We start from the raw sequence: 14,381 nt of genomic DNA, 5'->3' as shown, positions 1-14,381 counted from the left end.
CTCATCATACGGAGGGCGCGACCGCGGCCCAATCGACGAAGAGGGTGCAGTCGCGCAGCTTGCGCCGCAGCGGCTGGACCGGCCAGCCGCGCTGCCGCAGCTTAGCGTGCGCGTGGGCCCAGCGGACGCGGGGGCCGTGGGGAGCCCACCCGGCGGCGTGCTCCCAGGCGGCGTCCGCGTCGGCGAGCAGGTCGTGGATCCGCTCGCCGGGCACGTTGCGGTGGATGAGCGCCTTCGGCAGCCGCTCGGCCACGTCGGAGGGGCGGGCGGCGTCGTTGGGGTCCCAGGAAAGGTGGAGGGAGAGGGGGCCGGTGGCGTCGAGAAGCACCCACGTGGCCCGGCGGCCGAGCTCGTCGCAGGTGCCCTCGATGAAGAAGCCCCCCGGCGCGAGGCGCGAGGCCACGGCCTCCCACACCGCGGGGACGTCGGCGACGTCGTACTGGCGCAGTACGTTGAAGGCGCGCACGAGGTGGGGGCGGTAGCCGGCGAGCTCGAAGCCGCCGAGCTCGAAGCGCACGCCGTCTCGGGGCGGAAGCACGCGGGCCGGGTCGATCTCGAGCCCCACGACCTCGACGCCGGGGTTGACCTGGCGCAGCCAGCGGGCCCACTCGACGGTGGTGGTGTGGGAGTTGCCGTAGCCGACGTCGACGGCGAGCGGGCGCGGCGCCGAGCGCAGCAGCGACTGAATGCGCGGTTCGTGGCGCGTCCAGCGGTCGGAGCGGCGCAGCCTGTTGAACCCGGTGGTGCCGCGGGTGATCACGCCGAAAGGCCGACCAGGCCCGGTCTGCGCGCGCAGATTATGGGCGTGGTCGGCCATCGTCGGAAAGAGGGGGAGGGGCTAGAGGTTCTCGGAGATCCACTGCTCGGTCAGCTTAGCCTCGTTGCCGAAGATCTCCTCCAGCGCGTCGCTGACCTTTGGCTCAAGGGCTGCGCCCATGAAGGGGATGTTCACCTTGGCCTCGTTGTCGTAGCTCAGGGTGGTGGTCTCGCCCGCGCCGGCCAGGGCGATGGTGCCGGAGAAGTCCACCGGGGTGCCCTTGACGTCGCCGGTGTAGGAAAGCTGCGCGTTCTCGCCCTCGAGGGCGCCGATGGTGACCACGCGCTTGAGCTTCAGGTCCTGGGAGATCATGGCCTGCGCCGCCTCGGGGAGGATGGACTGGGGCAGGACCTCGAAGAGGGTGGCGGTGTCACCGGTGAACTCGGCGAGCTGGCCGGGCTCGGGGGAGAGCTTCTCGGCGATGAACTCCCAGTACTCCCTGGTGGAGAAGGCCTTGTGCACCTTCTCGGCCGGGTGGTTGATGGTCACGGTGGTTTCACTGTGTGCGGTCATGACCATCAGACTACCGTTGTTGCCGTGTCTGATTCATCTTTCGCCTCCCTCACGACCCTCCGCGTCGGCGGCGCCCCCCGCGCGCTGATCCGCTGCACCAGCGCCGAAGAACTCGCCGCGACCGTCGCCCGCCTCGACGCCGAGGGAACCCCGCTGCTCGTCGTCGGCGGAGGCTCCAACCTCGTGGTCGCGGACGGCCAGCTCGACCTCACGGCGGTCCTCGCCCGCAACGAGGGCATTGAGCCCGTCGAGGAGCTTGTCGACGCCACCATCCTGCGCATCGGCGCCGGCACCGTGTGGGACGACGTCGTGGCCTTCGCCGTCGAGCGCGACCTCGGCGGCATCGAGGCGCTGTCCGGCATCCCGGGCTCGGCGGGCGCCACCCCGGTGCAGAACGTCGGCGCCTACGGGGCGGAGATCTCCGAGGTGCTCACCCGGGTGCGCCTGTGGAACCGCGAGACGAACACCGACGAGTGGGTGCCGGCGGAGTCGCTGGAGCTGGCGTACCGCTACTCCAACCTGAAGTTCACCCACCGGGCGGTCGTGCTCGAGCTCGAGCTGCGCCTCGAAAAGGCGGAGCTCTCCCGCCCGCTGCGCCACCTCGGCGGGCAGCGCCTACCGCTGGCGGAGGCGCGCGCGGAGATCCTGGCCACGCGCCGGGCGAAGGGCATGGTGCTCGACGCCGCCGACCACGACACCTGGTCCGCGGGGTCGTTCTTCACCAACCCCGTGGTGGACACCGCCGTCGCCGACACCATCGAGGCGCAGGTGGGCGAGGCCGGCATGCCGCGCTTCGCGCAGCCGGACGGGCGGGAGAAGCTCTCGGCGGCGTGGCTCATCGAGCGCGCCGGGTTCCCCCGCGGCTACCCCGGCGAGGGCGCCCCAGCGCGCCTGAGCACCAAGCACACCCTGGCTCTGACGAACCGGGGCAGCGCGGCCGCCGCGGACATCGTGGAATTGGCCAGGGAGGTCCGGGGTGGCGTCGAGAAGCGCTTCGGCGTGCGGCTGGTGCCCGAGCCCGTGTGGGTGGGCGTGGAGGTCTAGTCCTCCAGCATCTCCATGAGCTCGGCCTGCACCTCGCGGCGGCGGATCTTGCCCAGCTGGTCGCGGGCGAGCTCCTCGAAGTGGTAGAAGGTGCGCGGCACCTTGTAGCGGGTGAGGCGCTCGCGGGCGAAGGCCTTGAGCCCCTCCGGCTCGAGCGGCGCGCCCTCGCGCAGCGTGACGCAGGCGACGACGTCCTCGGAGCCGTCGGAGCGCGGTCGGCCCACGACAGCGACCTCGACGACGTCCGGGTGCTCGCGCATCACGTCCTCGACCTCCTGCGGGTAGACGTTGAACCCGCCGGTGATGATGAGCTCCTTGATGCGCGAGACGAGCTTGATGAAGCCGTCCTCGTCGATGAAGCCCATGTCGCCGGTGCGGAACCAGCCGTCGTGGAAGGCCTTCTCCGTGGCCTCGGGGTTGTTGAGGTAGCCGGAGAAGACCTGCGGGCCGCGCACCAGCAGCTCGCCCGCCTCGCCGACGGGCATCTCCTCGTCGAGGTTGTCCGGGTTGGCCACGCGGACCTCGGTGTCCGGGAAGGGGATGCCGATGTAGCCGGGGCGGCGGTTGTCGCTCTGCGGGTTGCCGATGACGATGGGGGAGGTCTCCGTCAGGCCGTAGCCCTCGATGAGGTGGCCGCCGGTGATGGACTCCCACTGCTCGATGGCTGCCTCCGGCAGTGAGGACGCGCCCGAGAAGCCGATCTCCACGTCGCTGAGGTCCACCCCCTTCTCCTTCGCCTCGGAGATGATGCGCTCGAAGAGGGTGGGCACCCCGGGGACGAAGGAGGGCGTGTGTTTCTTCATCACGTTCATGATGAGGTCCATGTTCGGCGCCGGGAGCAGGATCACCTCGCTGCCGATGAGGAAGGTCAGCGTCAGCGAGAAGGTCAGCCCGTAGGCGTGGAAGAAGGGCAGGGTGGCCAGCATCCGCTGGCCCGGCTCCTGCAGCTGGCGCACCCAGGCCACGCCCTGCCACGCGTTGGCGTGCAGGTTCTTGTGGGTCAGCTGGGCGCCCTTCGGCTTGCCGGTGGTGCCGGAGGTGTAGAGGATCAGCGCCGGGTCGTCCGGGGTGAGCGTGTCGGGGTAGGAAATGTCCGTGCCCGCGCCGCCGATGGCGAGCCCGGTGAGCACCTCCCAGGGCACCGTGTGGGTGGAGGGGCCGGTGAGCTGCTCGCGGGCGGCGCGCAGCTTCTTCACCGGGATGCGCAGGGCGAGCTGCTGCAGCCGCGGCATGGCCTTGGTCATGTCCACGCTCACCACGGTCTCCAGGTCCGTGTCAGGGCGCAGCTTCTCCAGCGTGTCGGCGACCTTGTCCCACACGATGGCGATGCGCGCGCCGTGGTCCTGGAACTGGGGGCGCAGCTCGGCGGCGGTGTAGAGCGGGTTGTGCTCCACCACCACCGCGCCGAGCATCTGCACGGCGAAGAACGCCGCGACGTGCTGGGGGCAGTTCGGCAGCATGATGGCCACGCGGTCGCCGGGGCGCACGCCGAAGGCCTTGAGCCCCGCGGCGGCGCAGCGCACCTCACGGTCGAGCTCGGCGTAGGTCTGCGTGTGGCCGAAGAACCAGGTCGCGGGCTTGCCGGCGTTCGCGGCCAGGTTCTCCTCGTAGATGCGCGGCAGCGTGGTGGTGCCGTACTCCAGCGAGTGGGCGGTCCACTCGGGGTAGTACTTCAACCAGGGCTTGTTCTGCTGATCAGGCATGCCCACGAGTATAGGCCCGCAAGCGCCTACTGCCGGGCGGTTCCGGCCTCGAGCATCTCCAGGAGCAGCTTCTGCACCGCCTTGCGGCGGATCTTGCCGGTCTGGTCGCGCTCCAGCTCCTCGAAGTGGTAGAAGGTGCGCGGGACCTTGTAGGGGGTGAGGCGCTCGCGGGCGAAGGCCTGCAGGGCCTCGGGCTCCAGCGGCGCGCCCTCGCGCAGGGTCACGCAGGCCACGACGTCCTCGGAGCCGTCCGGGCGGGGCTGGCCGACCACCGCGATGTCGGCGATGTCCGGGTGCTGCTTCATCACCTGCTCGACCTCGTCGGGGTAGACGTTGAACCCGCCGGTGATGATCATCTCCTTGATGCGGGCGACGAGCCTGATGAAGCCGTCCTCCTCCATCACCGCCATGTCGCCGGTGCGGAACCAGCCGTCGTAAAAGGCCTTCTCGTTCGCCTCCGGCTTGTTCAGGTAGCCGGAGAAGACCTGGGGGCCGCGGGCCAGCAGCTCGCCGGGGGTGCCGTCGGGGACGGTCTCCGCCGGGTTGTCGGGGTTGGCGATGCGGATGTCCGTGTAGGGGAAGGGCACGCCGACGTAGCCGGGGCGGCGGTTGCCGTCCATCGGGTTGGCGGTGAGGATCGGGGACGTCTCGGTCAGCCCGTAGCCCTCCACGAGGCGCCCGCCGGTGGCCTGCTCCCACAGCTCCAACGTGGAGGTGGGCAGGGTTGCGGCCCCGGAGAAGGAGTTGCGGATGGAGGAGACGTCCTTGTCGTTCTCCAGCGCCCAGGTGGCGATGCGCTCGTAGAGCGTCGGCACGCCCGGCAGCATCGTCGGCTTCGTCTTCTCGATCGCGGGGAACATCAGCTCCGGCTTCGGCGCGGGCACCAGGATGATCTGTGCGGCGTCGGTAAGCGCCAGCGAGAAGTTGAGCAGCAGGCCGTAGACGTGGAACAGGGGCAGCACAGCGAGGATCTTCTCGTCCTTTTCGCCCCAGCCCTTCAGCCACTCCAGTCCGGCGACGAGGTTGGCGTTGAGGTTGCCGTGGGTCAGCGGGGCTCCCTTGGGCTCTCCGGTCGTGCCGGAGGTGTAGAGGATGAAGGCCGTATCCTCCTGTGTCACCTCGACGTTGTCCGCCGCGGACGCGCCGTCATCGGAGGAGACCAGCAGGGTGGCGAAGGGGATCGTTCCCGGGGCAGGCGCGCTGAGCTCGGCGCGCTTCGCCTTCACCGAGCCCACCGGCAACCGCAGCAGCGTGCGCAGGTGCCAGGGCATGGCGTCGATCATGTTCACGCTGACGATGGTGCGCAGCTGCGTCGTCTCGGCGAGCTCGCGGTAGACGCCGGCCGCCTTGTCCCACACGATCGCCACGGTGGCGCCGTGGTCGGTGACCTGGTTGCGCAGCTCGTAAGCCGTGTAGAGGGGGTTGTGCTCCACCACCGTCGCCCCCAGCGAGTGCACGGCGAGGATGGAAACGACGTGCTGCGGGCAGTTCGGCAGGGCGATGACCACCCGGTCGCCGCGGCGCACGCCCAGGCCGGTCAGGCCCCGGGCCACGCTGCGCACCTGCGCCGCCAGCTCGGCGTAGGTCAGCTCCGCGCCCATGAACCAGGTCGCCTTCGCTCTCGGGTGCGCGCGAACCGACTCCTCGAAGCGCGAGACGAGGGTGTGCGTGCCCAGCTCCGGCTCCGGGTTCGTCCACTCGGCGTAGTGGCGCAGCCAGGCCCTTTCTTCAAACGCTCCCATCGCGTTCCCCTTTCTAAGTTTAGTTCCTTATACCTAAATTATTGGGGCGGGTCAAGCCGCCCGCGTAACGTGGGGGCATGAAGATTTCGGTAGTTCCCGGCGACATCACGACGCAGCAGGTCGACGCGGTGGTCAACGCCGCCAACCACACCCTCATGGGCGGCGGGGGCGTCGACGGCGCCATCCACCGCGCGGGCGGGCCCGAGATCCTGCGCGAGTGCAGGCAGCTGCGGGAGAGCACGTGGCCAGACGGCTTACCGACGGGCGAGGCGGCGCCCACCACGGCCGGCAACCTGCCCGCGCGCTGGGTGATCCACACTGTCGGGCCCGTGTGGGCGAAGACGAAGGACAAGTCCGGCCAGCTCGCCTCCTGCTACCGGCGCAGCCTCGAGGTGGCCGCGGAGCTCGGCGCCGCTACCGTGGCCTTCCCGCTCGTCTCTGCCGGGGTCTACGGCTGGCCCATCCCGGGCGCGGCGCGTATCGCGGTGGACACGGCCCGCGCCTACGCGCGGGAGCATCCGGACAGCCCGGTGGAGGAGGTGCGCTTCGTCGCCTTCAGCGAGAAAACCCGCGCCGCCCTCGAGGAGGCGGCGCGGGGGTAGGGGCGCTGTGGGGCGTCGAGAAGCGAAAGCCCGGCCCTAGGCCTTCTCGCCGACCTTGGTGTCGTCGCCCTGGTCGAGCATGTCCACGAGGGTTTGCTGCACCTCGCGGCGGCGGATCTTGCCCGTCATGTCGCGGGCGAGCTCCTCGAAGTGGTAGAAGGTGCGCGGCACCTTGTACGCGGTGAGGCGCTCGCGGGCGTACTCGCGCAGCGTGTCGGACTGGATGATCGCGCCCTCGCGCAGGGTCACGCAGGCCACGACGTCCTCGGAGCCGTCGGAGCGGGGCCGGCCGACCACCGCGATGTCCTCGACGTCCGGGTGCTGCTTCATCACCTGCTCGACCTCGTCGGGGTAGACGTTGAAGCCGCCGGTGATGATCATCTCCTTGATGCGCGAGACGAGGCGGATGAAGCCGTCCTCCTCCATCACTCCCATGTCGCCGGTGCGGAACCAGCCGTTGTGGAAGGCCTTTTCCGTGGCCTCGGGCTTGTTCAGGTAGCCCTTGAACACCTGCGGGCCGCGGGCGACGAGCTCGCCGGGCTCGCCGTCGGGCATGGTCTCGTCCAGGTTGTCCGGGTTGGCGATGCGCACCTCGGTGTTGGGGAAGGGCAGGCCGATGTAGCCCGGGCGGTGGTTGCCGTCCATCGGGTTGGCGGTGAGGATCGGGGAAGTTTCGGTCAGGCCGTAGCCCTCGACGAGCACGCCGCCGGTGATGGACTCCCACTTCTCGATCGTCGAGGCGGGCAGCGTCGAGGCGCCTGAGAAGGAGTTGCGGATCGACGGGTAGCGCTTCTCGTTCTCGATGGCCGCGTCCGCGATCTTCTCGTACAGCGTGGGAACGCCCGGGAAGAAGGTCGGCGGGTTCTTCTTCAGCGCCATCCCGATCAACCTCGGTTCGGGCGACGGGATGAGGATCATCTCCGCGCCGATGCCGAGGGCCAGGCCCATGTTCAGGGCGAGGCCGTAGACGTGGAACAGCGGGAGGATCGCCATGATCTTCTCGCGCTCCTTGCCCAGGTCCTTGACCCACTTCAGGCCCGACTGCAGCACGGCGTTGAGGTTGCCGTGGGTGATCTGGGCGCCCTTCGGCGGGCCGGTGGTGCCGGAGGTGTAGAGGATGAGGATGGTGTCGTCCTGCTTGATGTCCTCGGCCGGGTGGAACTGCTTGTCGATCATCACCGACTGCCACGACATCGTCGCCGGGGCGGGGGTGGACAGCTGCTCGCGCATCTGCTTGAACTGGCCCACCGGGATCTTCAGCGCGAGGCGGTAGGGCAGGGGCATCGCGTCGATCATGTTGACGGAGATGATGGTGGACAGCGGGGCGTCCTTGCGGATGGTGGAGACCATCTCGGCTGCCTTGTCCCACACGATGGCGACCTTCGCGCCGTGGTCCTGGAACTGGGGCAGCAGCTCGGGGGCGGTGTAGAGCGGGTTGTGCTCGACCACGATCGCGCCGAGGCGCATGACGGCGGCGAAGGCGACGATGTGCTGAGGGCAGTTCGGCAGGAGGATGGCGACGCGGTCGCCCTTCTTCACACCCAGCTCCTGCAGGCCGGCCGCGAGCTTGAGCACCTGCTCGTTGAGGTCCGCGTAGGTCATGGTCTGGCCGAAGAACCAGGTGGCCACCCGGTTCGAGTGCTTCGCCAGGTTGCGCTCGTAGAGGTCGACGATCGTGTCGTCGCCGAGCTCGATTTCGTGCGGTGTCCACGGCGCATAGTGCTGCAACCAGGCCTTTTCTTCAAATGCGCCCATTGGGGGAGATCTCCTTATCGCTTATCGACGACTCATTGGCGATCAGTATAGATAACTATTCGTGTCCCGTGTCACATATCGCCCGGATTCGTGAGGGCTGCTACATTCCACCCCTTCGCCCCGGCTGCGCGCTCCCCCGGTTGCGGCACCGCCCGATTCGTGGAAGAACTTGACGTAACCCGCGCGACGCGGGCATCGGGAGGTACAGGGGGAACAATCATGGACGCGCACGTCTCGCCGCGCCCGGCCGGGGCCGACCCGGCGGGCACGAACCAGGCCGTCAACCAGGCCGCACTTCAGGCCGGTAACCTGGCGCCCGACCCGGGGCTGGACCAGAGCACGCTGATCAACCCGGTCAAGGCGCCGCCGTCGAAGGGGTGGCGCCGGGTGGTGCACACGGTGACGGGAGGCCGGGTCAACCTCGGCGGCTCGGCCAAGCAGCTGCGCGAGGAGCAGCTGCGGGCCGCCATCCGCGCGCCGCTGCGCGGCGACTACCGCATCGCGGTGATGTCGCTCAAGGGCGGGGTGGGGAAGACGACCACCACGGTCGCCCTCGGCGGGGTCTTCGCCGCGGAGCGGGGGGACCGGGTGATCGCCATCGACGCCAACCCGGACCTGGGCACCCTCGCCCAGCGCGCAGCCGTCGCCGCGCCCGCGACCATCCGCGACCTGCTGGCCGCCCCCGACACCTCGCGCTACCCGCAGGTGCGCGCCTTCACCAACCAGGCCACCTCCCGGCTGGAGGTGATCGGCTCCGAGCGCGACCCGGCCGTGAGCGAGGCGTTCAGCGAGGCGGACTACCGCCGGGCGGTGGACATCCTGCAGCACCACTACAACGTCATCCTCACCGACTGCGGCACCGGGCTCATGCACTCCGCGATGGCCGGGGTGCTCGACTTGGCCAACACCCTCGTGCTGGTCACCTCCCCGGCCCTGGACGGGGCGCAGTCCGCCTCCGCCACCCTCGACTGGCTCAACCTGCACGGCTACGACCAGCTTGCGGCCAACGCGGTGGTGGTGATCTCCGCCTCCGCGCCGGGCAAGCCGACCATTGACATCGCCCGGCTCGTCGAGCACTTCGCCGCGCGCACCAGGGCGGTGCACTCCGTCCCCTATGACAGGCACCTCGCCGAGGGCGCCGTCGTCGAGCTGGATCGCCTCGCCCCGGCAACGGTCCGGGCGTACCGGGAGCTCGCGGCGACCGTCGCCGCCGACTTCCCCTCCTGGCACCGCCACGCCGCGTGGTAGCGCGGCCCCGTAGAGTGGGGCGCATGCGCGTTGCCATGATCTCCATGCACACCTCCCCGCTCGAGCAGCCGGGGGCCGGCGACGCCGGCGGCATGAACGTCTACGTGCTCAACGTGGCGAAGGAGCTCGCCCGGCGCGGTGTGGAGGTGGACGTGTTCACCCGCGCCTCCCGCCCGAGCCAGGGCGAGGTCGTGCAGGTCGCGCCGGGGTTCCGGGTGGTCAACATCGTCGCCGGGCCCTACGAGGGCCTGAGCAAGGAGGAGCTGCCGACGCAGCTGGCCGCCTTCGCTGGCGGGATCGTCCAGTTCACCCGCGCCCACGGGGTGCGCTACGACCTCGTCCACTCCCACTACTGGCTCTCCGGCCAGGTGGGGTGGCTTTTGGCGGACCTCGCCCGCGTCCCCCTCGTCCACACCGGCCACACCTGGGCGGCGGTGAAGAACGCGGCGCAGGCCGGCTCCTACGAGGGCGAGGCGCGGCGCATCTGCGAGCAGCAGCTGGTGGACAACGCGGACGCGCTGGTGGTCAACACCGGCAACGAGAGCGCTGAGCTCGCCGCCCATTACGACGTCGACCCCGCCGTCATCACCGTGGTCACTCCGGGCGCCGACACTGCCCTGTTCACCCCGGGCACCAACCGCAACACCGAGGTGGCGCGGCGCCACCTCGGGATCCCGCTGCACGCGAAGGTGATCGCCTTCGTCGGCCGGCTGCAGGAGTTCAAGGGCCCCCAGGTCCTGATCCGGGCGGTCGGCGAGCTCGCGCGCCGCGAGCCGCTTCGCGACGTCCGCCTGCTGCTGTGCGGTGGGGCGTCGGGAAGCGAGGCGAGCGTGGAGGCGTACCGCAGCCTCGCCGTCGAGGAAGGCCTCGGCGCGCGGGTGCGCTTCCTCGGGCCGCGCCCGCCGGAGGAGCTGGTCAGCGTGTACCAGGCGGCGGATATCGTCGCCGTGCCGAGCTACAACGAGTCCTTCGGTCTCGTGGCCGTCGAGGCCCAGGCCACGGGAACCCCCGTGGTGGCGGCGCGCGTCGGCGGTCTGCCGCTGGCCGTCGCCGACGGCGAGACGGGGCTCCTCGTCGACAGCCACGACCCCGCCGAGTGGGCCGGGGTCCTGGGCCAGCTCCTCGTTGACGACTCCCGGCGCATCGCCATGGGCCGCGCCGCCGTCGCCCACGCCGCAGGATTCAGCTGGGCCGCCGCGGCCGAGAACCTCGAGGCGGTCTACCGGCGGACCCTCGACGCCTTCGAGCCGGGCACCCACGAGCGCGATCCGTTCGGCGGGTAACGGCGCAGGCAGACGGCGATCGTGGCATGCTGGGTACATGGCAAAACAAGGAAAGCTGATTCTGGTCCGCCATGGACAGAGCGAGTGGAACAAGTCCAACCAGTTCACCGGCTGGGTCGACGTCGACCTCACTGAGCAGGGCGAGCAGGAGGCGGTCAACGCCGGCAAGCTGCTTGTCAAGGAGGGCGTCCTACCGGACGTCGTCTTCACCTCCCTGCTTCGCCGCGCCATCCGCACCGCCAACATCGCGCTCAACGCCGCGGACCGCCACTGGATCCCGGTCAAGCGCAACTGGCGCCTCAACGAGCGCCACTACGGCAAGCTGCAGGGCCTGAACAAGGCCGAGATCCGCGAGGAGTTCGGCGAGGAGCAGTTCATGACGTGGCGCCGCTCCTACGACACGCCGCCGCCCCAGATCGAGGTGGACAACCAGTACGCGCAGACCGACGACGCGCGCTACGCCTTTCTGCCCGAGGTGCCGCGCACCGAGTGCCTGAAGGACGTTGTCGAGCGCTTCCTGCCCTACTACGTCGACGTGATCCTCCCGGAGGTCCTCGAGGGCAAGAACGTGATGGTCGCCGCGCACGGCAACTCCCTGCGCGCCCTGGTGAAGTACCTGGACAACATCTCCGACGAGGACATCGCCGGGCTGAACATCCCGACCGGCATGCCGCTCGTCTACGAGATCGACGCCAACGGCGCGGTGCTTAACCCAGGCGGCACCTACCTGGACCCGGAGGCTGCCGCAGCCGGTGCCGCCGCCGTGGCGAACCAGGGCAACAAGTAGCGGGAAGTACACGGATTGTCACTCGCCCTCGCGTTTCTCATCGGCAGCGCGCTGACCATTCTCGCCGTGCCCGTGACGCAGCGCTTCGGGCGGTGGCACGGCCGCTCCCTGACCTCCGCCGAGGCGGAGGAGCAGCAGGTTTCCACGATCAGCCAGGTGCTCCACCTGAGCGTGCAGGGCTCGCCGACGGGCGTGGCCGTGATCAACCGGGCCGGGCGCGTCATTCTGTCCAACTCGCGCGCCCACGACATGGCCCTGGTGCACGACCGCACCCTCAACCCGCTGGTATGGAAGGCGGCCGAGAAGGTCTTCGAGGATAAGGAGGAGCGCACCCTCGAGCTCGAGATGCCGCGCCGCGCCACCGGCAACCGCATCCGGAACGTCCGCGCCCTGGTCAAACCCCTCACGCTCACCGACAACTCCTTCGTGGTGGCCTACGGCTCCGACGAGTCAGAGAACGTGCGCATGGAATCGGCGCGCCGCGACTTCGTGGCGAACGTCTCCCACGAGCTCAAGACCCCCATCGGCGGCATCTCGCTGCTCGCGGAGGCCCTGCTCCAGGACCCCACCGACTCGGAGATGGTGAGCTACTTCGGGACGAAGCTGCAGAAGGAGTCGCAGCGGATGGGCGAGATGATCACCGATCTGATCTCGCTGTCCAAGCTCCAGGGTGCCGAGGCCCTGCCCGAAATGGCGTTGGTCCGGGTGGATGACATCATCGACGCCGCCATCCAGCGCAACACGGTCTCCGCCGACAACCGCGAGATCGAGCTGACGCGCGGCGTCCCGACGGGCCTCTTCGTCGTCGGTGATCGCGCCCTGCTCACCGCCGCGGTGTCGAACCTGGTGTCCAACGCGATCAACTACTCGCCGAACTGCCAGCCCGTCAGCATCACCCAGAAGGTCGTGCGCGACAACGTGGTGCAGATCCGCGTGACCGACCGGGGCATCGGCATCGCCCCGGAGGACCAGAAGCGGGTGTTCGAGCGTTTCTACAGGGTGGACAAGGCCCGCTCCCGCTCCACCGGCGGGACGGGGCTCGGCCTTGCCATCGTCAAGCACGTGGTGATCAACCACGGCGGTAATATCAAGTTGTGGTCCCGCCTCGGGACGGGCTCGACATTCACGATCGAGCTGCCCATCTACAAGCCGGAAGAGCACCCCGCTGAGGCCGAGCCCGGGGACAGCGAATCCGGCTCCGGGATCCGCAAGGCCGTAACAAGGGTGGCCGCCCGGCGAAAGGAAAAGGAAGAGCAGTGACGAACATCCTCATCGTGGAAGACGAAGAATCCCTCGCCGATCCACTGGCGTACCTGTTGCGCAAGGAGGGCTTCGAGGCCGTCGTGGCGGAGGATGGACCCAAGGCGCTCGAGGAGTTCGACAAGGGCGGCGTCGACCTCGTCCTGCTGGACCTCATGCTGCCGGGCATGAGCGGCACCGAGGTGTGCCGCCGCCTGCGCGCCGTCTCCGCCGTGCCGATCATCATGGTCACGGCCCGTGACTCCGAGATCGACAAGGTCGTCGGCCTCGAGCTGGGCGCGGACGACTACGTGACCAAGCCCTACTCCACCCGCGAGCTCGTCGCCCGCATCCGGGCCGTCCTGCGCCGCGGGGCCGAGACCGAGGCGGCGGAGGCCGAGGACGAGCAGATCATCGAGGTCGGGCGCGTCAAGATGGACGTCGAGAGGCACACGGTGCTTGTCGACGGCCAGCCCGTGCCCATGCCCCTCAAGGAGTTCGACCTGCTCGAGTACCTGATGCGCAACGCGGGCCGTGTGCTCACCCGCGGGCAGCTCATCGACCGGATCTGGGGCGCGAACTACGTGGGCGACACCAAGACCCTCGACGTGCACGTCAAGCGCCTGCGCACCAAGATCGAGAGCGAGCCCTCCCGCCCGACGCAGCTGGTCACCGTGCGCGGGCTGGGCTACAAGTTCGAGGTTTAAGACTCGCCGCGCGAGGCCCGCTCCGTCGCCGGGTGGACGGCGCGGGCGGAGGCGGGAAGCGCCCGGCGCGCGCGGCAGTGCTCGGCGAGGATGCGGTAGGGCTCCTCGCCGATCAGGGCCGTGAGCTCGTCCTTCATCGACTCCCACACGGGCGTGCCGGTCGGCGCGCCGGGCGAGTGGCAGGTGGGGGAGGAGGTGCACCACCAGTCGAAGTCCTCGCCCCCGCCGCCCCACTGCCGGCGGTGGTATTCGCCGATGGTGGTGCGCAGGATCTCCACCCCGTCGGAGCGCTCCTCCCACGCGTCCTCGCGGGAGAAGGGGACCTGCCAGCACACCTCCGGCTTGGAGCCGACGATGTTGCGCCCCTCCGCCACGGCCCACTGGTGCAGGGCGCAGCCGGGGCCGGTCTCGGCGTCGGCGCGGTTGGCGAAGATGCAGGCGCCGTCGACAACCTTTGTCTTCAGGTGGGGGCCCTCCTCGTTGGGGTCCTCCGCGGGGTCGGTGTCGTCCCACTCCAGCCAGGGCTCGAGGACGACGGGGTCGGCGGCGGCGATGTAGGAATCGACCTCCGCCGGGCGCAGCTGCCAATACTTCGCCGGCATTTCGGCCACGGCGTTGTAGAGGTCGTCGCGGTCGGTCTCGTCCGAGAGGTAGGCGCCGTGGATGCAGCAGCCGACGACGGGGAAGGACTCGTCGATGCCCAGGCACTCGGGAGTGCCGAAGCGGCAGGACCAGGTTGACTCCGCCCAGGTCAGGTCGATGGAGAAGTAGTGTGTGGGGTCGTCCGGGTGGACGAACTCGAACCATTCGCGGGGGAAGTCGGGGGCAACTTCGCGGCCCGCGAGGATCGAGGCGCCCGCCGGGGAGGAGGCGGGGAACCCGAGCAACACGGGCTTAGGGGACGGTTGATTCACACCTGAGTACGGTAGACCCATTACTCT

Annotated in this window: 13 protein-coding genes; 7 read left to right on the top strand and 6 right to left on the bottom strand. The window is 69.6% G+C overall.

Annotation, left to right across the window (positions count from 1 at the left end):
- Positions 1-4: 4 nt before the first annotated feature.
- Together DYZ02_RS05785 and DYZ02_RS05780 are read right to left on the bottom strand one after the other, a co-directional pair.
- Positions 5-817, bottom strand: coding sequence for a class I SAM-dependent methyltransferase (locus DYZ02_RS05785; protein WP_115685397.1), 813 nt, complete (start codon positions 815-817; stop codon positions 5-7).
- 21 nt (positions 818-838) lie between these two features.
- Positions 839-1,330 carry a DUF2505 domain-containing protein gene (locus DYZ02_RS05780; RefSeq protein WP_115685396.1) on the bottom strand — a complete coding sequence of 164 codons (492 nt, stop codon included), beginning with the start codon at positions 1,328-1,330 and terminating at the stop codon, positions 839-841.
- On the opposite strand from DYZ02_RS05780, the gene DYZ02_RS05775 reads away from it, so the two are divergent.
- Complete coding sequence (locus DYZ02_RS05775; protein ID WP_115685395.1) at positions 1,319-2,374, top strand: UDP-N-acetylmuramate dehydrogenase; 1,056 nt, start codon at positions 1,319-1,321, stop codon at positions 2,372-2,374. The two genes, DYZ02_RS05780 and DYZ02_RS05775, sit on opposite strands and share 12 nt — an antisense overlap.
- On the opposite strand, the gene DYZ02_RS05770 is transcribed toward DYZ02_RS05775, so the two are convergent.
- Positions 2,371-4,077 carry a long-chain-fatty-acid--CoA ligase gene (locus DYZ02_RS05770; RefSeq protein ID WP_115686388.1) on the bottom strand — a complete coding sequence of 569 codons (1,707 nt, stop codon included), beginning with the start codon at positions 4,075-4,077 and terminating at the stop codon, positions 2,371-2,373. The genes DYZ02_RS05775 and DYZ02_RS05770 overlap by 4 nt on opposite strands.
- A gap of 26 nt (positions 4,078-4,103) precedes the next feature.
- Positions 4,104-5,819, bottom strand: a complete 1,716-nt coding sequence (locus DYZ02_RS05765; protein WP_115685394.1) for a long-chain-fatty-acid--CoA ligase — start codon at positions 5,817-5,819, stop codon at positions 4,104-4,106.
- A 77-nt stretch (positions 5,820-5,896) separates the two neighbouring features.
- On the opposite strand from DYZ02_RS05765, the gene DYZ02_RS05760 reads away from it, so the two are divergent.
- Positions 5,897-6,421: an O-acetyl-ADP-ribose deacetylase gene (locus DYZ02_RS05760; protein WP_115685393.1), complete on the top strand. Its 525-nt coding sequence runs from the start codon at positions 5,897-5,899 to the stop codon at positions 6,419-6,421.
- 36 nt (positions 6,422-6,457) lie between these two features.
- Here DYZ02_RS05760 and DYZ02_RS05755 read toward each other — a convergent pair whose 3' ends face one another.
- Positions 6,458-8,176, bottom strand: a complete 1,719-nt coding sequence (locus tag DYZ02_RS05755) for a long-chain-fatty-acid--CoA ligase (RefSeq protein WP_115685392.1) — start codon at positions 8,174-8,176, stop codon at positions 6,458-6,460.
- Positions 8,177-8,395: 219 nt separating this feature from the next.
- Between DYZ02_RS05755 and DYZ02_RS05750 the strand changes: the two genes are divergently transcribed.
- From DYZ02_RS05750 to DYZ02_RS05730, 5 genes are read left to right on the top strand one after another with little or no spacing between them, the layout of a single operon-like run.
- Positions 8,396-9,424, top strand: a complete 1,029-nt coding sequence (locus tag DYZ02_RS05750) for a MinD/ParA family ATP-binding protein (RefSeq protein ID WP_115685391.1) — start codon at positions 8,396-8,398, stop codon at positions 9,422-9,424.
- A gap of 23 nt (positions 9,425-9,447) precedes the next feature.
- Positions 9,448-10,707 (top strand): D-inositol-3-phosphate glycosyltransferase, encoded by a 1,260-nt coding sequence (gene mshA, locus DYZ02_RS05745; RefSeq protein WP_115685390.1) that lies wholly within the window; start codon positions 9,448-9,450, stop codon positions 10,705-10,707.
- Between the two features lie 37 nt (positions 10,708-10,744).
- Positions 10,745-11,494 (top strand): phosphoglyceromutase, encoded by a 750-nt coding sequence (locus DYZ02_RS05740; RefSeq protein ID WP_115685389.1) that lies wholly within the window; start codon positions 10,745-10,747, stop codon positions 11,492-11,494.
- 15 nt (positions 11,495-11,509) lie between these two features.
- Complete coding sequence (locus DYZ02_RS05735) at positions 11,510-12,754, top strand: sensor histidine kinase (protein ID WP_115685388.1); 1,245 nt, start codon at positions 11,510-11,512, stop codon at positions 12,752-12,754.
- Positions 12,751-13,440 (top strand): response regulator transcription factor, encoded by a 690-nt coding sequence (locus DYZ02_RS05730; protein ID WP_115685387.1) that lies wholly within the window; start codon positions 12,751-12,753, stop codon positions 13,438-13,440. The genes DYZ02_RS05735 and DYZ02_RS05730 overlap by 4 nt, the downstream gene beginning before the upstream one ends.
- Here the strand turns inward: DYZ02_RS05730 and DYZ02_RS05725 are convergent.
- Complete coding sequence (locus tag DYZ02_RS05725) at positions 13,437-14,375, bottom strand: DUF3109 family protein (RefSeq protein ID WP_115685386.1); 939 nt, start codon at positions 14,373-14,375, stop codon at positions 13,437-13,439. The genes DYZ02_RS05730 and DYZ02_RS05725 overlap by 4 nt on opposite strands.
- Positions 14,376-14,381 lie beyond the last annotated feature (6 nt).

The organism is Corynebacterium senegalense (assembly GCF_900411315.1).
GTDB lineage: Bacteria > Actinomycetota > Actinomycetes > Mycobacteriales > Mycobacteriaceae > Corynebacterium > Corynebacterium senegalense.
Note: the sequence above shows the minus strand (reverse complement) of the source record. Positions and strands in the feature narration are given on the sequence as shown.

What these genes read in the sequence shown, in the direction of transcription:
- DYZ02_RS05785 (WP_115685397.1), bottom strand. Translation starts at nt 817, where the DNA reads ATGGCCGACCACGCCCATAATCTGCGCGCGCAGACCGGGCCTGGTCGG.
- DYZ02_RS05780 (WP_115685396.1), bottom strand. Translation starts at nt 1,330, where the DNA reads ATGACCGCACACAGTGAAACCACCGTGACCATCAACCACCCGGCCGAG.
- DYZ02_RS05770 (WP_115686388.1), bottom strand. Translation starts at nt 4,077, where the DNA reads ATGCCTGATCAGCAGAACAAGCCCTGGTTGAAGTACTACCCCGAGTGG.
- DYZ02_RS05765 (WP_115685394.1), bottom strand. Translation starts at nt 5,819, where the DNA reads ATGGGAGCGTTTGAAGAAAGGGCCTGGCTGCGCCACTACGCCGAGTGG.
- DYZ02_RS05760 (WP_115685393.1), top strand. Translation starts at nt 5,897, where the DNA reads ATGAAGATTTCGGTAGTTCCCGGCGACATCACGACGCAGCAGGTCGAC.
- DYZ02_RS05755 (WP_115685392.1), bottom strand. Translation starts at nt 8,176, where the DNA reads ATGGGCGCATTTGAAGAAAAGGCCTGGTTGCAGCACTATGCGCCGTGG.
- DYZ02_RS05750 (WP_115685391.1), top strand. Translation starts at nt 8,396, where the DNA reads ATGGACGCGCACGTCTCGCCGCGCCCGGCCGGGGCCGACCCGGCGGGC.
- mshA (WP_115685390.1), top strand. Translation starts at nt 9,448, where the DNA reads ATGCGCGTTGCCATGATCTCCATGCACACCTCCCCGCTCGAGCAGCCG.
- DYZ02_RS05740 (WP_115685389.1), top strand. Translation starts at nt 10,745, where the DNA reads ATGGCAAAACAAGGAAAGCTGATTCTGGTCCGCCATGGACAGAGCGAG.
- DYZ02_RS05725 (WP_115685386.1), bottom strand. Translation starts at nt 14,375, where the DNA reads ATGGGTCTACCGTACTCAGGTGTGAATCAACCGTCCCCTAAGCCCGTG.